Source organism: Bacillus sp. Y3 (genome assembly GCF_008123875.1).
Classification (GTDB): Bacteria; Bacillota; Bacilli; order Bacillales; family Bacillaceae; genus Bacillus; species Bacillus altitudinis.
This window is the reverse complement of record NZ_VSSC01000005.1, coordinates 283975-304297: the sequence shown is the minus strand read 5'-3', so window position 1 is coordinate 304297 and position 20323 is coordinate 283975. Positions and strand designations below refer to the sequence as shown.

Annotated in this window: 23 protein-coding genes; all 23 read left to right on the top strand. The window is 41.4% G+C overall.

Features of this window, described 5'->3' with window-relative positions; translation table 11 throughout:
* The first annotated feature begins 31 nt into the window (after window positions 1-31).
* The 23 genes from fliF to FXF70_RS13695 are packed head-to-tail and all read left to right on the top strand — an operon-like array spanning window position 32 to window position 20320.
* Window positions 32-1624 carry a flagellar basal-body MS-ring/collar protein FliF gene (gene fliF / locus FXF70_RS13805; protein ID WP_007499608.1) on the top strand — a complete coding sequence of 531 codons (1593 nt, stop codon included), beginning with the start codon at window positions 32-34 and terminating at the stop codon, window positions 1622-1624.
* An 11-nt stretch (window positions 1625-1635) separates the two neighbouring features.
* Complete coding sequence (gene fliG / locus FXF70_RS13800) at window positions 1636-2652, top strand: flagellar motor switch protein FliG (protein ID WP_017367244.1); 1017 nt, start codon at window positions 1636-1638, stop codon at window positions 2650-2652.
* Entirely contained in the window at window positions 2645-3409 is a 765-nt protein-coding gene (gene fliH / locus FXF70_RS13795) for a flagellar assembly protein FliH (RefSeq protein ID WP_048002828.1), read from the top strand. Before fliG ends, fliH begins: the two co-directional genes overlap by 8 nt.
* Window positions 3406-4722, top strand: coding sequence for a flagellar protein export ATPase FliI (gene fliI, locus FXF70_RS13790; protein WP_008344803.1), 1317 nt, complete (start codon window positions 3406-3408; stop codon window positions 4720-4722). The genes fliH and fliI overlap by 4 nt, the downstream gene beginning before the upstream one ends.
* An 8-nt stretch (window positions 4723-4730) precedes the next feature.
* Window positions 4731-5174 (top strand): flagellar export protein FliJ, encoded by a 444-nt coding sequence (fliJ, locus tag FXF70_RS13785; RefSeq protein WP_024720352.1) that lies wholly within the window; start codon window positions 4731-4733, stop codon window positions 5172-5174.
* Window positions 5175-5186: 12 nt separating this feature from the next.
* Window positions 5187-5873 carry a MotE family protein gene (locus FXF70_RS13780; RefSeq protein ID WP_007499599.1) on the top strand — a complete coding sequence of 229 codons (687 nt, stop codon included), beginning with the start codon at window positions 5187-5189 and terminating at the stop codon, window positions 5871-5873.
* Window positions 5874-7196 (top strand): flagellar hook-length control protein FliK, encoded by a 1323-nt coding sequence (locus FXF70_RS13775; protein WP_024720354.1) that lies wholly within the window; start codon window positions 5874-5876, stop codon window positions 7194-7196.
* Entirely contained in the window at window positions 7196-7639 is a 444-nt protein-coding gene (gene flgD / locus FXF70_RS13770; protein WP_008344799.1) for a flagellar hook assembly protein FlgD, read from the top strand. Before FXF70_RS13775 ends, flgD begins: the two co-directional genes overlap by 1 nt.
* Window positions 7640-7660: 21 nt before the next feature.
* The gene (gene flgG / locus FXF70_RS13765; RefSeq protein ID WP_008344796.1) at window positions 7661-8455 is read left to right on the top strand and encodes a flagellar basal body rod protein FlgG; all 795 of its coding nucleotides are present in this window, start codon (window positions 7661-7663) and stop codon (window positions 8453-8455) included.
* A 37-nt stretch (window positions 8456-8492) separates the two neighbouring features.
* Window positions 8493-8708 (top strand): swarming motility protein SwrD, encoded by a 216-nt coding sequence (gene swrD / locus FXF70_RS13760; protein ID WP_008344794.1) that lies wholly within the window; start codon window positions 8493-8495, stop codon window positions 8706-8708.
* Window positions 8705-9133, top strand: coding sequence for a flagellar basal body-associated protein FliL (fliL, locus tag FXF70_RS13755; protein ID WP_007499592.1), 429 nt, complete (start codon window positions 8705-8707; stop codon window positions 9131-9133). Before swrD ends, fliL begins: the two co-directional genes overlap by 4 nt.
* Before the next feature lie 32 nt (window positions 9134-9165).
* A complete protein-coding gene (gene fliM / locus FXF70_RS13750; protein WP_008354483.1) occupies window positions 9166-10164 on the top strand; it encodes a flagellar motor switch protein FliM in 999 nt (332 codons plus the stop codon).
* Window positions 10154-11275, top strand: a complete 1122-nt coding sequence (gene fliY / locus FXF70_RS13745; RefSeq protein WP_007499588.1) for a flagellar motor switch phosphatase FliY — start codon at window positions 10154-10156, stop codon at window positions 11273-11275. The genes fliM and fliY overlap by 11 nt, the downstream gene beginning before the upstream one ends.
* A gap of 27 nt (window positions 11276-11302) precedes the next feature.
* Window positions 11303-11665 (top strand): chemotaxis protein CheY, encoded by a 363-nt coding sequence (cheY, locus tag FXF70_RS13740; protein ID WP_007499584.1) that lies wholly within the window; start codon window positions 11303-11305, stop codon window positions 11663-11665.
* A gap of 18 nt (window positions 11666-11683) precedes the next feature.
* Window positions 11684-12343 carry a flagella biosynthesis regulatory protein FliZ gene (fliZ, locus tag FXF70_RS13735; protein ID WP_024720357.1) on the top strand — a complete coding sequence of 220 codons (660 nt, stop codon included), beginning with the start codon at window positions 11684-11686 and terminating at the stop codon, window positions 12341-12343.
* Window positions 12336-13001: a flagellar type III secretion system pore protein FliP gene (fliP, locus tag FXF70_RS13730; RefSeq protein ID WP_007499580.1), complete on the top strand. Its 666-nt coding sequence runs from the start codon at window positions 12336-12338 to the stop codon at window positions 12999-13001. Before fliZ ends, fliP begins: the two co-directional genes overlap by 8 nt.
* A 16-nt stretch (window positions 13002-13017) precedes the next feature.
* Window positions 13018-13287 (top strand): flagellar biosynthesis protein FliQ, encoded by a 270-nt coding sequence (gene fliQ / locus FXF70_RS13725; protein WP_003211206.1) that lies wholly within the window; start codon window positions 13018-13020, stop codon window positions 13285-13287.
* Window positions 13288-13293: 6 nt separating this feature from the next.
* Window positions 13294-14073 carry a flagellar biosynthetic protein FliR gene (fliR, locus tag FXF70_RS13720; protein WP_007499578.1) on the top strand — a complete coding sequence of 260 codons (780 nt, stop codon included), beginning with the start codon at window positions 13294-13296 and terminating at the stop codon, window positions 14071-14073.
* Window positions 14070-15158, top strand: coding sequence for a flagellar biosynthesis protein FlhB (gene flhB / locus FXF70_RS13715; RefSeq protein ID WP_007499576.1), 1089 nt, complete (start codon window positions 14070-14072; stop codon window positions 15156-15158). Before fliR ends, flhB begins: the two co-directional genes overlap by 4 nt.
* Before the next feature lie 29 nt (window positions 15159-15187).
* Window positions 15188-17221: a flagellar biosynthesis protein FlhA gene (flhA, locus tag FXF70_RS13710; protein WP_035392063.1), complete on the top strand. Its 2034-nt coding sequence runs from the start codon at window positions 15188-15190 to the stop codon at window positions 17219-17221.
* Window positions 17221-18339 carry a flagellar biosynthesis GTPase FlhF gene (gene flhF / locus FXF70_RS13705; protein ID WP_148780426.1) on the top strand — a complete coding sequence of 373 codons (1119 nt, stop codon included), beginning with the start codon at window positions 17221-17223 and terminating at the stop codon, window positions 18337-18339. The genes flhA and flhF overlap by 1 nt, the downstream gene beginning before the upstream one ends.
* Window positions 18336-19241, top strand: coding sequence for a MinD/ParA family protein (locus FXF70_RS13700; protein ID WP_035392057.1), 906 nt, complete (start codon window positions 18336-18338; stop codon window positions 19239-19241). Before flhF ends, FXF70_RS13700 begins: the two co-directional genes overlap by 4 nt.
* On the top strand, window positions 19238-20320 hold the full coding sequence (locus FXF70_RS13695) for a protein-glutamate methylesterase/protein-glutamine glutaminase (protein WP_046343539.1): 1083 nt from the start codon (window positions 19238-19240) through the stop codon (window positions 20318-20320). The genes FXF70_RS13700 and FXF70_RS13695 overlap by 4 nt, the downstream gene beginning before the upstream one ends.
* Window positions 20321-20323: the final 3 nt, after the last annotated feature.

The following is a 20323-nucleotide window of genomic DNA, read 5'->3' as shown; positions in this document are numbered from 1 at the left end:
AATAGACTGAATGGAATGACCGGGGGTTAAGATGAATCGTACTTTAATGCAATTAAGAACAAAAACAGTTGAGTTTTGGCGAAATCGATCAAAATTACAAAAAATACTCATGATTGGCGGCGTAGCTGCCCTAGCAATCATTATTACGGTTGTTAGCATCTTTGCTTCTTCTGAAAAAATGGTTCCGTTGTTTAGAGATTTGTCTGAGGCAGAAGCAGGACAAATCAAACAGGAACTGGATGGCAAAAACGTTAAATCGGAACTTGCAAATAACGGAACGACGATTTTAGTTCCAGAAAAGCAAGCAGACACTTTAAAAGTCACACTCGCATCAGAAGGACTTCCTAAAACAGGGAATATTGACTACTCCTTCTTTGCGAACAATTCCGGCTTCGGTTTAACAGATAATGAATTTGATGTTCTGAAAGTAGACGCAACTCAGACAGAACTATCCAATCTGATCAACACGATTGATGGGATTAAAGATTCAAAGGTTATGATTAACCTGCCAAAAGATTCCGTTTTTGTTGGAGAAGAGCAAAGTAATGCATCAGCATCAATTGTGCTGCAAGTTCAACCAGGCTACACGCTTACTCAGCAACAAGTAAAAGGCCTTTATCATCTTATTTCAAAAAGTGTGCCGAATTTAAAAACAGAAAACATTGTCATTATGGACCAAGATTCCAACTACTATGACTTAAACAGCAGCTCAGATTCCTATGCAAGTGGAATGGATGCACAGCAGCAGAAAAAAGAGGAGATTGAAAAGAATCTTCAACGAAAAATTCAACAGCTGCTTGGAACGATGATGGGTCAAGAGAAAGTTGCCGTATCGGTCACTACAGACATTGATTTTACTGAAGAAAAAAGAAAAGAAGATCTTGTCGAACCAGTTGATCAAGAAAACATGCAAGGAATTGCTGTCAGCGCTGAAAAGATTGCTGAAACTTATTCAGGTAATGGCGCAGCAGCTGGAGGCACCGCTGGAACAGGTGACGATGATGTCACAAATTATCAAGGTGCCGATGGAACGAATGGAAGCGGAGATTACGAAAAGAGCGAAGATCGTATCAATTATGAAGTCAACCGCATTCATAAAGATATCAAAGAAAGTCCTTATAAAATCAGAGACGTTGGCATTCAGGCACTGGTTGAACCACCTACTGCAAACGATCCGACCTCATTAACTGCTGAAAGGCAGGATGATATCAAAAAAATTCTTTCAACCATCATCAGTACATCGATTGATAAAGAATACACAAACGGTCAAGCGCTCACTCAAGCAGACTTAGATAACAAAATCGTTTTATCTGTATCAAAATTAGACGGTAAACAGCAAACGGCAGCAGAAAACCCTTCAAACAATATTCCGATTTGGGTTTATATTGTTGGCGGTGTGCTACTACTTGCCATTATCGCTCTCATTATCCTTCTCGTACGTAAGCGAAGAAAAGATGAGGAAGAAGAGTTTGAGTTTGATGAACGTACACCAATTCATGTTCCTGATATCGATACTGAGCCAGAAACAGAAGAAATGGTGAGAAAAAATCAGCTTGAAAAAATGGCAAAAGATAAACCAGAAGACTTTGCTAAATTGCTACGCAGCTGGCTGTCCGAGGATTAGGAGGAATACACATGTCGAGAAAAGATCCAAATCGACTAACAGGCAGACAAAAAGCAGCAATCCTAATGATTTCCTTAGGGCTAGACGTGTCAGCATCTGTATACAAACATCTGTCTGAAGACGAAATAGAAAAATTAACATTAGAAATTTCCAATGTAAGAAGTGTAGATACTGCTAAAAAAGATGAGATCATCGAAGAATTTCACAGCATTGCCATCGCGCAGGACTACATATCACAAGGCGGTCTGATGTACGCAAGACAAGTGCTTGAAAAAGCGCTTGGTGAGGACAAAGCGGACAGCATCTTAAATCGCTTAACATCCTCACTTCAAGTGAAACCATTTGATTTTGCTAGAAAGGCTGACCCAGAGCAAATTTTAAACTTTATCCAGCATGAGCATCCACAAACCATTGCGCTCATTCTTTCCTACCTAGATCCGGTACAGGCTGGACAGATTTTATCTGAGTTAGGCGAGGAAGTACAAACCGAGGTTGCAAGAAGAATTGCTTTAATGGACCGCACATCTCCAGAGATCATCAATGAGGTGGAACGTATTCTTGAACAAAAGCTGTCTTCAACCTTTACGCAAGATTATACCCAAACGGGCGGAGTCGAAGCGGTAGTCGAAGTCCTGAATGGTGTAGACCGTGCAACGGAGAAAACCATTTTAGATACACTGGAAATTCAAGATCCTGAGCTTGCTGATGAAATTAAGAAACGTATGTTTGTCTTTGAAGACATTGTCACTCTTGATAGCAGAGCCATTCAGCGCGTGATTCGAGATGTTGAAAATGACGATTTACTGCTTTCACTCAAAGTGGCAAGCGAAGAAGTCAAAGAAATTGTCTTCCGCAACATGTCGCAACGTATGGTCGAAACGTTCAAAGAAGAAATGGAGTTTATGGGACCTGTCCGGCTTAGAGATGTCGAGGAAGCACAGACTCGTATTGTCAGTATCGTAAGACGACTTGAAGAGGCTGGAGAAATCGTCATAGCTCGAGGTGGAGGAGACGATATCATTGTCTAGGATTATCAAACATGAAACATCTGTTATTCCTGAACAAGGCCGTCAAACCATTCCCTTACAGCAAGTGGAATTCAAAAGAGAACATCACGAAGAAGAGCTTGTCAACGAGACAGAAGCATCTCAGCTTGTATTAAGTGATGCACAAGATGAAGCAAGCCGTATTTTAGAAAAAGCAAATCGTGAGCTGGAACAAACAATGGCTGAAATCAATCAGCGGCGAGCTGATTTTGAAGCAGAAAGAGTACAGCTCATTGAAGAAGCAAAACAAACAGGATATCAAGATGGTTTTCAAAAGGGCGAAGCAGATGCGAATTTACAGTATCAATCGATTCTTGATCAAGCGAATGACATTGTCAGCCTTGCAAAGCAGGACTATGAAGCAAAAATCGAAAGCTCTGCTGAAGAAATTGTCGAACTTGCGTTTGAGCTCGCTAAACGAGTATGGAATGCAGTTGAGGACACAAAAGAACAATTTTTAACGCTAGTGAAGCAGGTCATTTCAGAAGTGAAAGAATATGACGATATTTCCATCTATGTCGACCCTGCACATTACGAGCATGTGATGGAATATAAAGATGAATTAAATAGAATCCTTCAAAAGAATACACATCTTGCCATTTACTCGGATGAAAAAGCACCAAAAGGTACTTGTTACGTCGAAACAAGCTTTGGAAAAGTGGAAGCGAGTGTTGATACCCAAATGAATCAGTTAAAAGAAAAGTTATTAGAAGTCATTGATTCAGGTGATCACAAATGAACATAGATGTGCTAAAAGAAACGATTGAAACTGCCGATCCTTATAAACGTTTTGGTAAAGTCAATCGAGTTGTTGGACTGATGATCGAGTCCAAGGGGCCAGAAAGCTCAATCGGTGATGTATGTCTGATTCACAAAAAAGGGAGCAAGAATCATCCGATCAAAGCAGAAGTCGTTGGCTTTAAAGATGAAAACATTTTGCTCATGCCCTACGTAGAAGCCTCTAACATCTCACCAGGCAGTCTTGTTGAAGCAACAGGTGAGTCGTTAAAGGTCAAAGTAGGAACTGGTTTAATCGGGCAGGTTGTTGATGCCTTCGGTGATCCACTGGACGGCAGCATGCTTCCTAAAGGACTTGCACCTGTCTCAACAGAACAATCTCCTCCAAACCCGATGGACAGACCGCCTATTCGTGAAAAAATGGGCGTTGGTGTCAGAGTGATTGACAGCTTGCTCACAGTCGGCACTGGTCAAAGAATTGGCATATTCGCGGGAAGCGGTGTTGGTAAAAGTACCTTGATGGGGATGATTGCCAAGCAGACAGAAGCGGATCTCAATGTCATTGCACTTGTTGGAGAGCGTGGACGTGAAGTTCGCGAGTTTATCGAAAAAGATTTAGGAGCTGAAGGACTGAAGCGTTCGATTGTTGTTGTCGCAACTTCAGATCAGCCCGCACTGACAAGATTAAAAGCAGCCTATACTGCAACGGCCATTGCTGAATATTTCAGAGACAGAGGCAAAAATGTCATGTTTATGATGGATTCTGTCACAAGGGTCGCCATGGCACAGCGAGAAATAGGACTTGCAACAGGCGAACCGCCAACAACAAAAGGATATACGCCTTCAGTGTTCGCTATACTGCCAAAATTGTTAGAACGAACTGGTACAAATCAACTTGGTTCCATCACAGCGTTTTACACAGTGCTTGTTGATGGTGACGATATGAATGAGCCGATCGCTGATACAGTGCGGGGGATTTTAGATGGCCACATAGTACTTGATCGTGCACTGGCCAACAAAGGACAGTTTCCAGCTGTCAATATTCTGAAAAGTATCAGTCGTGTCATGAGTAATATCGCAAGTCATGATCACAAGGAAGCGGCTAACCGGTTCCGCCAGCTTTTATCCACATATCAAAACGCTGAAGACCTCATTAACATTGGAGCATATAAAAAAGGCTCCTCTAAAGATATTGATGAGGCCATGCAAGCTTACCCACAACTGATTTCATTTTTGAAGCAGGACGTTGAAGAGGCTGTATCGATTGAAGACAGCGTGAGGATATTGCTCAGTTTGATGAATAGAGAGGATTGACAAAAACAGTGAGATATCAATACAAATTTCAAAAGCTCTTAGAATTGAAAGAAAGTGAAAAAGACAAATCACTCGCAGCGTATCAACAATCCGTTTCGGCATTTGAGCAAGCCGCTGAAAAACTCTATGAAAATATGAGTAAAAAAGAGCTAATGGAAAAGAGCAAAGAAGAAAAGCTGAGAAGTGGGATGAGTGTTCAAGAAATGCGTCATTATCAGCAATTTGTGACGAACTTAGATAACACCATTCATCATTATCAGCAGCTTGTGATCATGAAACGCCATCAAATGAATGAAAAACAATCTGATTTAACTGAAAAAAATATTGAGTTTAAAAAGTTTGAAAAAATGAAAGAAAAGCAATTTGAAAAGTTCTCCCTTGAACATAAGGCAATTGAAATGAAAGAAATGGATGATATCTCTATCAGCCAATTCATGTTTCAAGGACATTAGGAGTCGAGATGAATGCCTAAGAAGGAAAAAACAAAGGAATCAAGCGGCGGCGGTAAATTTCAATGGATCTTGTTTATTGTCATTATCCCATTGGTTGTGCTTGTGATTGTAACGGGCACAATCCTTTATATGGCAGGTTATGATCTAAAGAAACCGCTCCAAAACATTCCGGGGATTAGCAGCTTGGTTGGATCAGATGACACATCAAAAACGTCATCTTCAAATAACGATCAACGTGATACAGAGTTGAAAGCGTTGAAAAAGACGATTAAAGAACAAGAGAATGAACTTGAAATTGCTCAAAAAGACTTGAAGACAAGTGATGAAGAGATTAAACGATTGAATCAAAAAATCAATTCACTTGAAAAAACATCTGATAAAGAGAACACGTCAGCAAGTGACAGTTCATCAAACAGTACATCATCAAGTAATAACGCATCAGGATCTTCAACTGATTCGTCAGCATCTTCTAATCAGCAATCAAAAGGAAAGGTCGCCAGCATTTATGAAAGCATGGATGCAGGGAAATCTGCCAAAATTCTATCAGAGCTAAGTGATAAAGAAGCTTTGAAGATCCTTGAAGAGCTGAGTAAAAATAAGCTGACGGACATATTAGCAAAACTGACACCTCAGAAGGCAGCAACGTTCACGAAGGAGCTTGCCAAAAAAGAAGAAAGTGAAAATGGAGGTGGACAATAAGTGAAGCTATTGGACATTGGAGCCTTACAGCAATCTTCCCAAGGTCTCTCGGGACTAAAGGGAGAGGGGGCAGTATCTGCTCGCGGCCTGTTTAAACAATTGTTAAATGGCGCAGGTATTCAAAGTGGTCCAGCTATTTCTCAGCCAGCAGAAACCAATCTATCCATGAATGATGCGATGCAAATCATTGAAAAATGGATGCAATCACCTGAAGAAGGAATAGATGGAGATCTTCTTGCGGCACTTCAGGCGCTGCAAGGTCAAAAGCTTGAGGGGGCTGACTTAAAGTCACTTGAAGAGCTATTTCAAAAGATGGAATCGGTAATCTATGGCGATCAGGATGAGAAGCCAGTTGCTGAACATAGTGAACAGCTCATACAAGTCCACTTTTTCTTATATCAAATACTGAATCAGCAGCCGGTAAGCTTTGATGCAAAACTTGTACAGGATATTCAAGCAAAAGGTGAAGATTTCATCAAGTTTCTAACGAAAAACGGAGCAGATGAAAAGCTCATTCAACAAGTAAAAGAGCAGTTCTTCTCGCAAGGATCGGCACCTAAGCTGAATAATATGTCGCAAAGCGAGCTGAAACACTTTAATCAGTTAATCGATCATATGATGGCAAATGCGAAAGGGTCAGATAAAGAGTGGAAAATTTCCTTAGGAGAGTTAAAAGAAATGGTTGCTCCGAGGCAAGAATCTTCCTTCTCATCTCCAGCAAAAGGTGCTGCCTCACTTGAATGGCTTATGAAAAAAGAAGTCACCAAAGGTCAAGGCACTACGGCACCTGCTTCTGAAAAAACAATCACCCATACGCTGCTTCCAGGGCATAAACAGTTCTTCCAACTGCAATCAGCTGCTCCTGTGCAGCAGACGCAAACAACTGACGAAAAGCCAGGCACGGTTGATCAGCAGATTTTAAATACGTGGAAACAAATGAAGTTCACACCATTTGGCAATTCAAGCGGACGGTTTACCGTACGATTAAATCCAGAAAATCTAGGGTTTATTACCATCCAGCTAACGAAACAAAACGGGATGTATGCGAGTAAAATTACAGCTTCAACGCAAGCAGCAAAAGAGCTGCTCGAGCATCATCTGCCGCAGCTCAAGCAGGCGTTACCGAATATGTCGGTTCAAGTTGACCGTTTCCATATACCGCTTCAGTCAAATGAGCAGCCGTCTTTTGGACAATTTAATGAGGAAGGCAAGCAACAGCCATCAAAAGGACAAAGTTTCCAGCAGCCTGATGAACAGGAAGCTGAATTCCAAGATGTACTGGATGCGCTTGTTGGATCAGAAGAAGAAGAGGAGGAGATCTAATGGCAACTGTTGATGCGACGAATAGAACAGCCGCACAAGCGGACACTTCTTCAACCGCAGCAAAGAAAACAGATACACTTGGCCGAGATCAGTTCTTGAAAATCTTGCTTACGCAGCTTCAAAACCAAGATCCGACAAACCCGATTGATGACCGTGAGTTTGTCACACAGCTTGCAACATTTTCTTCTTTAGAACAGCAAATGAATATGAACGAATCTATCACTCAAATGAATCAGATCATGTCTACATTCGTTGCACACCAAGATCCATTTACGACATATGTAGGCTGGATTGGTAAAGAAGTAGAGGGTAAACAAGATGATAAAGACATATCTGGCATTGTGAAGTCTGTGAAAAACATAAACAATGAATACTTCCTATATTTAGAAGATGGAACGAAAATCAGCCCTTGGGACGTTACAACTGTTGGAGAAAAATCGTAAGCAAATCGAGGAGGAAAATAAATGTTACGCTCACTTTACTCAGGAATTAGCGGAATGAAAAACTTCCAAACAAAATTAGATGTTGTAGCCAATAACGTAGCCAACGTCAATACACACGGATACAAAAAAAGCCGTATCACGTTTAAAGATATGGTCAGTCAAACCATTGCAAGTTCTGGTGGACCGACGAATAACTCTGGTTCAATCAACTCAAAACAAGTTGGATTAGGATCAGCTTTATCTTCTATTGATAAAATCATGACATCAGGTTCTTCTCAAAATACAGACGAACCATATGATTTCTATATTAATGGAGATGGATTTTTCCGTATTGAAAAGCAAGGTGAAATCCTATTTACAAGAACAGGGAACTTCAAACCTGATTCAAATGGGGATTTGGTAACATCTGATGGAAACTATCTTCTTGGCATGGATGGGCAAAGAATCAACATTCCACGAGACAATGTGTCAAGTGTTAGTGTTGGGCCAGATGGGACCGTTTCTGTTGTTGAGAACAACGTTTCTCGTACTGTTGGACAAGTATCACTTGTGTCTTTCAGTAATGCAGGAGGATTAGATAAAGTTGGGGATAACTTATATCGCCAAACACTCAGTTCCGGTGCACCAAGTAATGCCATGGCTCCTGGAACTCAAGGAACAGGTGAACTTCAAACAGGTAAACTTGAAATGTCAAACGTTGATTTAACAGACGAATTTACAGAAATGATTATCGCACAGCGTGGATTCCAATCGAATGCAAAGACGATCACAACATCTGATGAAATTCTGCAAGAACTTGTGAATCTGAAACGATAGGAGGTAGGGGGAGCGGTTTATCGCTTCTCTGCTTAATATGATTGAAGTGACAAGATTAAATGGCAAAGGATTTATGCTCAACGCTCTCCATATCGAGCAAATCGAAAGCTTTCCAGACACGACCATTACACTCGCCAATGGAAAGAAATTCGTTGTGAAAGAAGATGAAGAGCAGCTTCAGGAGAAAATCATTTCTTTCTATAGAAAAATCCAAGTCATTTCATTGAATCAAGGAATAGAGGAGTTTGAATGAAGAAGAAATTAGTCGTAGTAATGCTAATCATGATTATTGCTATCGTCGGAATTGGAGCAGGTATTGTCTTTCTGGTGAATGGGTCAGACGAAGCAAAAGCAGAAAAAGAGCCAACAGCAGATGAAGTCGTAAAAGCTTCTGTTGAAATTCCTGAGATTGTGACCAATTTAAAATCTGAAGGAAATGCGGTTAAACTTGTACTAAATATTGAAACAGATTCAGAAAAAGCCAAAGAAGAGCTTGAAAAAAGAAGCTTCCAAGTGAAAGATGCTGTGATCGATATTTTATCAGACACGAATGCAGATGAACTTGATGGCAAAAAAGGCAGAGAACATTTTAAAACACAGGTCAAAAACAAAGTGAATAACTATTTGCAAGATGGCAAGGTGAAAGAAGTTTATATAACCTCCTTTAATCTGCAATAGAGGCGATTAATTGACACGATGGAGGTGAAGAAATGTCAGGAGAAGTGCTTTCCCAGAATGAGATCGACGCATTATTATCCGCCATATCAACAGGCGAAATGGATGCAGAAGAGCTGAAAAAAGAAGAAACGACGAAAAAAGTGAAAGTGTATGACTTTAAACGTGCACTGCGCTTTTCAAAAGACCAGATTCGAAGTTTAACAAGAATTCATGATAACTTCGCTAGACTGCTTACCACACACTTTTCAGCGCAGCTAAGATCATATATTCAAATTTCTGTCAGCTCGGTTGACCAAGTGCCATATGAAGAATTTATTCGTTCGATTCCTAATATGACATTATTAAACTTATTTTACGTCAGCCCGCTTGAAGGAAGAATCATGCTTGAAGTGAACCCAACGATTGGCTATGCCATGATGGATAGGCTGATGGGTGGGATTGGCATTAGTCATAATAAGACAGAATCACTGACAGAAATCGAAACAAAGATTATCTCAAACATGTTTGAGGGAGCTTTGGAAAACTACAGAGAAGCGTGGCAGTCCATAACCGACATCGAGCCAGAAATGGCAGATTTCGAGGTAAATCCCCAGTTTGTTCAAATGGTGTCACCAAACGAAACAGTTGTCGTCATTTCTCTTAATACACAAATTGGTGAGGTAAGCGGGGTTATTAATCTCTGTATTCCTCACGTAGTATTAGAGCCTATTATTCCGAAGCTGTCTGTACACTACTGGATGCAATCTGAACGAAATGAACCGAAACAAGAAGAAACAAAGGCCATTGAAAAACGGATTATGACGGCGAAAATACCGGTAGTCGCAGAGCTTGGACAATCGGAAATGACGGTGGAAGAGTTTTTGAATTTGGAAATTGGTGATTGTATTGCCTTGGACAAACCAGTAAATGCGCCTCTTACTGTTATGGTCGGAAATAAACCGAAATTCTTGGGACAGGCCGGCCGCGTGAATCGGAAACAGGCGATTCAAATTCTAGATCACGACATAAGAGGTGAAGAAGATGGAGAATAACGGAAGTAAATTATCACAAGATGAAATCGATGCGCTCCTTAAAGGAGGCAGCAATGACGATATAGAGCCTGATACACTCCTTTCTGCAATGGAACAAGATGCCATTGGGGAAATCGGAAATATATCATTTGGAAGCTCTGCAACAGCACTTTCAACCCTATTAAGTCAAAAAGTGGAGATTACAACTCCAACTGTCACAGTGATTCAAAAAAGCAAGCTGAATGAGGAATTTCCTCATCCGTATGTCGCCATTGAAGTGAATTATACGGAAGGCTTCAGTGCTAGTAACCTGCTTGTCATCCAGCAAACCGATGCGGCAGTCATTGCGGATTTAATGATGGGCGGAGATGGAACAAATGCTGACCCGTCGTTAAGTGAAATTCACTTAAGTGCAGTACAAGAAGCGATGAACCAAATGATGGGTTCAGCAGCGACGTCCATGTCAACAGTCTTTAATAAAAAGATTGATATTTCTCCGCCTCGCGTTGAGTTGCTTGATGTGAAAGAAGGAGAAGGCACAGACCGCATTCCAGCTGAAGAGATGCTTGTCAAAGTGTCCTTTAGATTAACGATAGGTGAACTCATAGATTCAAATATTATGCAGCTTTACCCTATTACGTTTGCGAAAGATTTGATTGCAGAATTAACAGACCCAGCGGAAGAAGAGCCGGTTCAAGAAGCACCTCAGAGTGCACCTGAACCACAGCAGGCTGCTCCGCAAGCACAATCTGCTCCTATGCAGCAATCGGCACCGCCGAAAAGACAGGCGAAACCAAAGCCGGCAGAACCTGTCAATGTGGCGCCAGTTGAATTTGAGGCATTTAGTGAGCCTCAGCATACAACAAGTCAGCTCGGTAATCTTGATATGCTGATGGATATTCCACTTTCCATTACAGTGGAGCTTGGAAGAACGCAGCGCAGTGTGAAAGAAGTACTTGAACTTTCCGCTGGAAGTATCATTGAACTGGACAAACTTGCAGGTGAGCCAGTCGACATTCTGGTCAACAAACGAATCGTCGCCAAAGGAGAAGTTGTTGTCATTGATGAGAACTTTGGCGTACGTGTGACTGACATTTTAAGTCAGTCTGAAAGACTTTCTAATTTAAAATAAACAAACATATAGGGAGAGAATAAGTAAATGGCTACTAAGGTATTAATCGTAGATGATGCAGCATTCATGAGAATGATGATTAAGGATATTCTTGTAAAAAACGGATTTGATGTAGTAGGAGAAGCAGAAAACGGCGCACAAGCTGTTGAAAAATATAAAGAAACATCTCCTGATCTAGTCACAATGGATATCACAATGCCAGAAATGGACGGGATCACAGCATTAAAAGAAATTAAACAAATCGATGCTTCTGCAAAAATCATTATGTGCTCAGCGATGGGACAACAATCAATGGTTATTGATGCCATTCAAGCAGGTGCAAAAGACTTTATCGTGAAGCCATTCCAGGCAGACCGTGTACTTGAAGCAATTAATAAAACGTTAGGCTAAAAAAGGGTGTAAGACTTGTTGAAAAAACGTTTGATATGTATAGCAATGATCAGTTTTATGCTTTTCTTGACAGCGCAGCCAGCCTCACTGTTTGCTGAAACAAAAGATCCTGAAAATGGCACAGTGAATGACTGGCTCAAAGATGAGAAAGAAAGCAAAAAGGATACAGAAAAGAAAACCACTGACAATCAAACGAATCCGGCAGAAGAAGTTCCCTCTTCTTCTGTCTCCATTATGGATTTTGTCAAAATGATTGGTGCCTTACTTTTTGTCATCCTGCTCATTTACGGATTGGTGAGATTTGTTGGAAAGCAAAACCGCTTACTCAAGCCATTTCGCTATGTTGAAAATATTGGCGGAACGACGGTTGGTCAAAATCGTTCAGTTCAGCTGATCAAAGTGGGCAAACGAGTATTAGTTGTCGGCGTAGCAGACTCAATCCAGCTGCTAAAAGAAATCGATGATGAACAAGAATGCGAAGCGATTGTGAAACAATACGAAGAAGCGATGGAAAGTAAGACTGACTTACCGAAAATGATGCAAAAATTAACATCGCAAGTGAAGAAACACGATCAGCCGACCACTTCTTCTTTTTCAGCCAATTTAAAGGCGCAGCTAGCCGAATTGAAAAAGACCCAATCAGAAGTCAGAAAGAAAGGCCCGAAACAAAATGAATGAGTTTATCGATTTATTTAATTCCAGTGGCGCAGGGAATATTAGCACATCTGTCCGTCTTCTTTTATTGTTAACTGTATTTTCAGTTGCACCAGGCATTCTTATTTTAATGACCTGTTTTACACGGATTGTGATTGTTCTTTCGTTCGTTAGAACATCACTTGCAACCAACTCAATGCCGCCAAACCAAGTGCTTGTAGGACTTGCTTTGTTTCTCACATTTTTTATTATGGCACCCACGTTCTCAGAGATTAATAAAGAGGCACTCACGCCGCTGTTAAATGATGATATTACGTTAAATCAGGCCTATGAAAAAGCCGAAGTGCCAATTAAAGAGTTTATGAGTAAACATACGAGACAGAAAGATTTGGCTTTATTTCTTAGTTACGCAAAAATGGATACCCCTGAATCAATTAAAGATATTCCCTTAACGGCGATGGTACCAGCTTTTGCAATTTCAGAATTAAAGACGGCATTTCAAATTGGTTTCATGATCTTTATTCCATTTTTAATTATTGACATGGTGGTCGCAAGTGTCCTGATGTCGATGGGGATGATGATGCTTCCGCCGGTTATGATATCGCTCCCTTTCAAAATATTGTTATTTGTATTAGTCGATGGATGGTATTTGATTGTTAAATCTTTGCTGCAAAGCTTTTAGAGTAGGTGCTTAAAACATGAGTTCAGAATTTGTCATTACGATGGCTGAAAGATCAGTGTATGTTGTATTACTTGTCAGCGGGCCGCTTCTAGCGCTCGCACTAATCGTGGGACTAATTGTCAGTGTGTTTCAGGCGACAACCCAAATCCAAGAACAGACGCTTGCGTTCATTCCAAAAATTGTTGCAGTGCTCATTGGACTTGTTGTGTTTGGTCCGTGGATGCTTTCAACAATTGTGTCATTTACTACAGAGCTGTTCTCGAATTTAGATCGATTTGCAGGTTAATCAGAGATGTCAATCATAGAATTATTTCCTGCCTTTCTTCTCGTTTTCATTCGGATCACCGCTTTTTTCGTGACAGTGCCGCTATTAGCGCATCGAACGATACCAGCAGTTCACAGAGTTGGTTTTTCACTGTTTTTGGCTGTCATTAGTTTTAGCACCATTAAAGAACCGCCAGCACTCGATATCGACGGTCTTTACATGATGCTTGCCGTGAAAGAAGCAATGGTCGGACTTCTTCTTGGACTGATTGCATATATCATGGTGTCCGCTGTTCAAATTGCCGGCTCATTCATCGATTTTCAAATGGGTTTTGCGATCGCCAATATTATTGATCCACAAACAGGGGCGCAAACGCCGCTGATGGGGCAGTTTTTTTATACGGTGACCTTGCTGCTGATGCTGGCAACAAATGCACATCATTTGCTGCTTGATGGAATCTATTACAGTTTTCAATATATTCAAGTTGATCAGTATGCACTGAACTTCGGCAGTGAATCCTTTGCTTACTTTATTGCAAAGAGCTTCAACCAAATGTTCATCATAGCTTTTCAAATCTCAGCACCTGTTGTGGCTAGTTTGTTTTTAGTCGATTTGGCATTAGGAATTGTGGCACGTACAGTTCCGCAAATGAACGTATTTGTCGTTGGACTTCCCATTAAAATGGGCGTGAGTTTTATTATGATCATCATTTGTATGGGTGTTATCTTCGGGGTCGTCCAAAATACATTTGAAACGATTGTGCTCACCATGAGGAATTTCTTAGCATTGGTCGGTGGTTCGTCATGACGACAAGACTTAGACTCGACTTGCAATTTTTCGCAGGTGAAAAAACAGAAAAAGCAACACCGAAAAAGAGACGGGATTCACGTAAAAAAGGGCAGGTTGCCAAAAGTACCGACGTCAATACAGCCATCTCATTTCTACTAATCTTTTTATCATTCTTTTTTATTGGGCCTTTTATGAAAGAGCGTATTATTGCGCTCATTGAACGTTTTTATTCAACAACCATGCTAATGAAGGTTAGCACATCTAATATTCACCAGTTATTCTTGGAATTGCTTCAAGAGACAGGTCTCCTCCTCATGCCAATTCTTGGTGTTGGGATGCTGGCAGGGATCATCAGTAACTATTTACAAGTTGGGTTTCTCTTTTCAACTGAAGTGATCAAGCCCAAATTAGAAAAGCTTGATCCAATCAAAGGGTTTAAACGAATATACAGTATTCGAGCACTCGTTGAGCTATTAAAATCCATTTTAAAAATTGGTTTTGTTGGCTTTGCGACATTTATCGCTCTATGGATGCACTTTGACGAAATCTTGCGGCTCCCTCTACTCACTGCAGAGGAAACCCTTCATTTCGTGGCAAATATGACCTTGATTATGGGTCTATATGCAGCAGGTGCTCTTCTCATCTTAGCTGGGCTTGACTACATGTATCAGAAATTTGATTATGAAAAAAACTTACGGATGTCTAAACAAGACATCAAAGATGAGTATAAAAAATCAGAGGGTGACCCGCTCATAAAATCAAAAATTAAACAGCGGCAAAGGGAAATGGCCATGAGACGGATGATGCAGGAAGTCCCAAAAGCGGACGTCATCATTACAAACCCGACCCACTACGCAATTGCCTTGAAATATGACGAAGAAAAGATGGACGCGCCGTTTGTTGTGGCAAAGGGAACGGATATTTTGGCTTTGAAAATTAGAACAATTGCGAAAGAACATGATGTCATGACTGTAGAGAACCGGCCGCTCGCCCGCGCCCTCTACGATCAAGTGGATATCAACCAAGCGGTGCCTGAAGAATATTTTAAGGCGATCGCAGAAATTTTGGCTTACGTATATAAAACGAAACAAAAGATTTTATGAATTTTTGGTTTTAAAAGGAGAGAACAGGCATGTCAGCAAGAGATTTATCTGTTTTATTCAGTGTTATTTTAATCGTGGCGATGCTGGTCATACCGTTTCCGCCCGTCCTATTAAGTATTTTAATCATTATTAATATTTCTCTTGCGCTTATCGTGCTTCTCACCACAATGAACATGCAAGAACCACTGCAATTTTCCATTTTTCCATCGTTACTTTTGCTCTTAACACTGTTTCGTTTAGGGCTTAACATCTCTACAACCCGTTCTATTTTATCAACTGGAGATGCTGGTAAGGTTGTAGAAACGTTTGGATCATTTGTTGTTGGGGGCAATATACTCGTTGGTCTGGTTGTCTTCCTTATTCTGATCATTATTCAGTTTATTGTCATCACCAAAGGGGCGGAGCGTGTATCAGAGGTTGCGGCCAGATTTACACTCGACGCGATGCCAGGTAAACAAATGAGTATTGACGCAGATTTGAATGCAGGAATGCTGACAGAGAGTGAAGCTAGAAACCGCCGTGAAAAAGTAGCAAGAGAAGCAGACTTTTATGGTGCGATGGATGGTGCAAGTAAGTTCGTTAAAGGGGATGCCATCGCAGGTATTATCATCGTTATTATCAATATTATTTTTGGCATCATTATTGGGATGATTCAGCAAGGAATGTCGATTCAAGAATCAGCTTCCCACTTTACTCTTTTAACAGTAGGGGACGGAATTGTGTCGCAAATCCCTGCACTTCTCATCTCAACAGCGACAGGGATTGTTGTCACGAGAGCGGCTTCTAACGGAAACCTTGGTTCAGACATTACGGGCCAGCTCTTTGCCTTCCCTGCCATGCTTTACGTCACAGCAGGTACGATCTTCCTGCTTGGATTGTTTACGCCAATTGGCGTACTTTTGACAGGGCCGATCGCAGGTTTACTTGCACTCGGTGCGTACATGATGTCGAAAAACAAACAGGATCAAGAAGAGATTGAAGAAGTACTCGAAGAACAGGCAGAGGTTGAAGAGATGAAAAGTCCAGAAAGCGTCATTCATCTCCTGCAAATGGATGCCATTGAATTTGAATTTGGCTACGGGTTGATCCCGCTTGCAGATGCCAATCAAGGCGGAGACCTGCTAGACCGAATTGTCATGATTAGAAGGCAGCTTGCTCTTGAACTCGGTCTTGTCATTCCGGTTGTCCGTATTCGAGACAACATTGCGCTGAACCCAAATGAATACAGGCTCAAAATAAAAGGGAACGAAGTGGCAAAAGGAGAGCTGCTGCTTGATCATTACTTAGCGATGTCACCAACGCCTGATGATGATCCGATTGAAGGAATTGAAACAATCGAACCATCCTTTGGTCTGCCGGCAAAATGGATATCAGAAGCAGAAAAAGATCAGGCTGAAATGCTTGGCTATACAGTGGTCGATCCAGCATCTGTTGTGTCTACCCACATCACAGAGAAGATTAGACAAAACACCCACGAACTGCTTGGACGCCAAGAAACGAAGCAATTAATCGATCATCTGAAAGAAAGTTATCCAGTTCTAGTAGATGAGGTAACACCGAATCCACTAGCAGTCGGGGATATCCAAAAAGTACTTGCAAAGCTTCTGAAAGAAAAGGTCTCCATTCGAAACCTTGTGACCATTTTTGAGACCCTTGCAGACTACGGAAAATTAACGACGGATACAGACTTGCTAACAGAGTATGTTAGACAGGCACTTGCAAGACAGATTACTGCACAGTATGCAAGAGAAAATGAATCACTGAAAGTCGTGACATGCTCAGGACGAGTCGAAAAGGTGATTGCAGACAGCGTGCAGCAAACAGAGCATGGGAACTACTTATCGTTAGATCCAGAATCCTCTGAAAGTGTGATTCAATCAGTGGCGAGAGAAATTGAACAGCTTTCGCTTCGTCAGGAAACGCCGGTTCTATTATGCTCACCTCCTATAAGAATGTACGTCAAACAGTTGTTAGAAAGATATTTCCCAGATTTACCGGTACTATCTTATAACGAACTAGAAGCAAATGTGGAAGTACAGAGCATCGGAGTGGTGGATATCTAATGAAAATGAAAAAAATCACAGCGAATTCTATGCAGGAGGCAACGATTCAAATCAGGCAGCAGCTTGGGAAGGATGCCGTCATATTAAATTCGAAAACCGTTGTCAAACGAAAGCTGTTCGGTTTAAAGAAACAGCAAATGGTCGAAGTGATTGCAGTGCTGGATCAAGATTTTGAAGAAAGAGCTGGTAAAGGATTACAACCAGCAACTGCGCCTATCCCGGTGTTACCGAAAAAGGAGCAGACTCAACACCTTACACAAGAGCTGCCGGCTGCTGCTCAAGCAGTCAAAGCAGCGCCTTCTCATTCTCAGCCTATAGAATATGCAAGAAACGAACGCCATGCCGGGATCTTGCCGGATTCTCTCATGAAAATGGATCAAAAGCTAAAGGATCAAGGTCTTGATGATGAGATTCGAGATGAGTGCTTAAAGGGTCTTTTAACAAAAGGTGCTGTGAAAGAAGAGCAGATTGAAAAAGAACTTGAAAAACTACTCACAGAGATGCTGCCGGCTCACACTTCTGATGAGCCGATGATTCGTTCGAAATACATTGTGCTGTTTGGTTCAACTGGTGCTGGTAAAACGACAACGATTGCAAAGCTTGCTGCGAAAACGGCTATTCAGCAGCAAAAGAAAATTGCTTTTATCACAACAGATACGTACCGGATTGCAGCGATTGAACAACTAAAAACATATGCTGAACTGCTAAATGCACCGCTTGAGGTTTGTTATTCAAGAGAGGACTTTGTGAAAGCACAGCAGACTTTTAAAAATTATGATCATATTTTCATCGATACAGCAGGCCGTAACTTTAAAGAAGAGGCGTACATCAAAGAGCTGACAGATATCATTCCATTTGATGAAAGCATTCAAAGTTTTCTCGTCATGAGTGCGACATCGAAATATCAAGATATGAAAGCCATGGTCAAACGTTTTGAACACGTTCCAATCGATCAATTTATTTTCACAAAAGTTGATGAAACAGACACGATGGGAACGATCTTTCAAATCATTGCAGAATCTCAAATCGGGCTCGGGTTTTTAACAAATGGCCAAAATGTGCCTGAGGATATTCTTGAGAGTTCCCCCCTTGATTTGACAAGGATGGTCTTACAATGATGAAGCCTGACCAAGCCGAAGGTTTAAGAAAGCTTGTTCAGCAGAACCAACTGATTGTACCGAACTCTCTTCGTGCGAATGGACAAGCGAAAACCATTGCTGTCATGAGCGGTAAAGGCGGAGTAGGTAAATCGAATTTGACGCTGAATATGGCACTGTCTATCGCAAGTACGGGCAAGCAAGTGCTCATCATCGACCTCGACTTTGGCATGGGGAATATTGATATTTTACTAGGGAAAACATCGACCAGCTCTATATTAGACGTGCTTGTTAGGAAAAAATCCTTCCAAGCGGCTATGACAAAAGGAACGGACAATCTGTATTACATTTCTGGCGGAAGCGGGCTTGAACAGCTATTTTCTTTAGACAAAGATCAATGGTCGTTCTTTTTAGAAGAGATGGAGAAAATATTGAATGACTTTGATTGTATATTCTTTGATATGGGTGCAGGCTTGTCAAAAGATCAACTCCCTTTTGTCTTATCGGCAGGAGAAGTGGTTGTTGTGACAACGCCAGAACCAACATCCATCATGGATGCCTACAGCGCAATTAAGCACTTAGCCATTCATCAGTTTGAACAGTCTGTTCAAATCATTGTCAACCGGTGTAAAACCCCTTCGGAAGGATCTGAAACGTACCGGAAATTAGCAGGAGTGGTGACGTCCTTTCTACACCGAAAGCTTGTATTTGCTGGTGCGGTACCTGATGATCCTGCTGTTCCTAAAGCAGTCACTGAACAAATGCCATTTTATATGAAGCAGCCTCATTCAAGGCTAAGTAAAACCATTAAAATGCTGGCTGAAACGCTTTATCATCAGCAGATAAGAGAGGCACAGAGAGAGCAGCATACGTTTATAGATAAGTTGTCCTCTTTTTTTAAAAGGAGGAAGGTGGACTCATGATTAGAGTGCTTGTAGTAGATGACTCGGCTTTTATGAGAAAACTCATCAGTGATTTCCTAAGTGCCGAGCAAGAAATTGAAGTCGTCGGAACGGCGCGAAATGGAGAAGATGCCTTAAAGCGGATTAAGGAATTGAATCCAGATGTTGTCACACTTGATGTGGAAATGCCTGTTCTAAATGGAACAGAAGCATTAAAACAAATTCTGGCTGAACACGACCTTGCTGTGATTATGGTGTCAAGCCAGACGAAGCAAGGGAAGGAATTAACCATCCATTGCTTAGAACTCGGTGCTTTTGACTTTGTGACAAAGCCTTCAGGAAGTATTTCGCTCGATTTACACAAAGTAAGAGGTCAAATTGTAGAGCGGGTACTTGCGGCAGGCCTGTCCAGAAAACGTACTGAGAAACAAGTTTCTCCTAAGCCGTTCATGAAGCCGCCAAGTCCAATTCCAGCGGCCGCTCCCCGCCTGCAAGAAGTAAGAAGCGGCTCATCACTCCGAAAGATTATTTCAATCGGAACATCTACGGGAGGGCCTAGGGCGCTTCAACGAGTCGTCACGAAGCTGCCAAAAGACATAGAGGCGCCGATTTTGATTGTGCAGCATATGCCGGCAGGATTTACGGCATCGCTGGCTACTAGATTAGATCATTTATCACAAATTACAATCAAAGAAGCTAAGGATGGAGACATCGCTAAAAATGGAGTGGCTTACATAGCTCCTGGTGGATTGAATATGTCACTTCATGAACAAGGGGCAGCTTTAGTGATCAGGCTGTCCCCAGAAGACACAGACAGCCGTCACAAACCTTCTGTTAACTATTTATTTGAATCCATCAGCAACATAAAAGGTTACGAGAAAATCGCTGTCATTATGACAGGAATGGGTAGTGATGGCACAGAAGGTGTCAAAAAAATGGTCGCAAGCGGTCATACAAAAGTCATTGCAGAAAAAGAAGAATCATGTGTTGTTTTCGGAATGCCTAAATCAGTCATTAAAGCAGGCCTTGCACATGAAACAAGGCATGTGGATGACATCGCACATGCAATTATAAGCTCCATGAAAAAAGAGAGGGCGTGAACA

Coding starts and splice junctions, on each gene's coding strand:
- swrD (WP_008344794.1), top strand. CDS start 8,493: ATGATTGAAGTGACAAGATTAAATGGCAAAGGATTTATGCTCAACGCT.
- FXF70_RS13700 (WP_035392057.1), top strand. CDS start 18,336: ATGATGAAGCCTGACCAAGCCGAAGGTTTAAGAAAGCTTGTTCAGCAG.
- fliL (WP_007499592.1), top strand. CDS start 8,705: ATGAAGAAGAAATTAGTCGTAGTAATGCTAATCATGATTATTGCTATC.
- fliI (WP_008344803.1), top strand. CDS start 3,406: ATGAACATAGATGTGCTAAAAGAAACGATTGAAACTGCCGATCCTTAT.
- FXF70_RS13695 (WP_046343539.1), top strand. CDS start 19,238: ATGATTAGAGTGCTTGTAGTAGATGACTCGGCTTTTATGAGAAAACTC.
- cheY (WP_007499584.1), top strand. CDS start 11,303: ATGGCTACTAAGGTATTAATCGTAGATGATGCAGCATTCATGAGAATG.
- fliQ (WP_003211206.1), top strand. CDS start 13,018: ATGAGTTCAGAATTTGTCATTACGATGGCTGAAAGATCAGTGTATGTT.
- flgD (WP_008344799.1), top strand. CDS start 7,196: ATGGCAACTGTTGATGCGACGAATAGAACAGCCGCACAAGCGGACACT.
- flgG (WP_008344796.1), top strand. CDS start 7,661: ATGTTACGCTCACTTTACTCAGGAATTAGCGGAATGAAAAACTTCCAA.
- fliF (WP_007499608.1), top strand. CDS start 32: ATGAATCGTACTTTAATGCAATTAAGAACAAAAACAGTTGAGTTTTGG.
- fliP (WP_007499580.1), top strand. CDS start 12,336: ATGAATGAGTTTATCGATTTATTTAATTCCAGTGGCGCAGGGAATATT.
- fliR (WP_007499578.1), top strand. CDS start 13,294: ATGTCAATCATAGAATTATTTCCTGCCTTTCTTCTCGTTTTCATTCGG.
- flhF (WP_148780426.1), top strand. CDS start 17,221: ATGAAAATGAAAAAAATCACAGCGAATTCTATGCAGGAGGCAACGATT.
- flhB (WP_007499576.1), top strand. CDS start 14,070: ATGACGACAAGACTTAGACTCGACTTGCAATTTTTCGCAGGTGAAAAA.
- FXF70_RS13780 (WP_007499599.1), top strand. CDS start 5,187: ATGCCTAAGAAGGAAAAAACAAAGGAATCAAGCGGCGGCGGTAAATTT.
- fliY (WP_007499588.1), top strand. CDS start 10,154: ATGGAGAATAACGGAAGTAAATTATCACAAGATGAAATCGATGCGCTC.
- fliG (WP_017367244.1), top strand. CDS start 1,636: ATGTCGAGAAAAGATCCAAATCGACTAACAGGCAGACAAAAAGCAGCA.
- flhA (WP_035392063.1), top strand. CDS start 15,188: ATGTCAGCAAGAGATTTATCTGTTTTATTCAGTGTTATTTTAATCGTG.
- fliM (WP_008354483.1), top strand. CDS start 9,166: ATGTCAGGAGAAGTGCTTTCCCAGAATGAGATCGACGCATTATTATCC.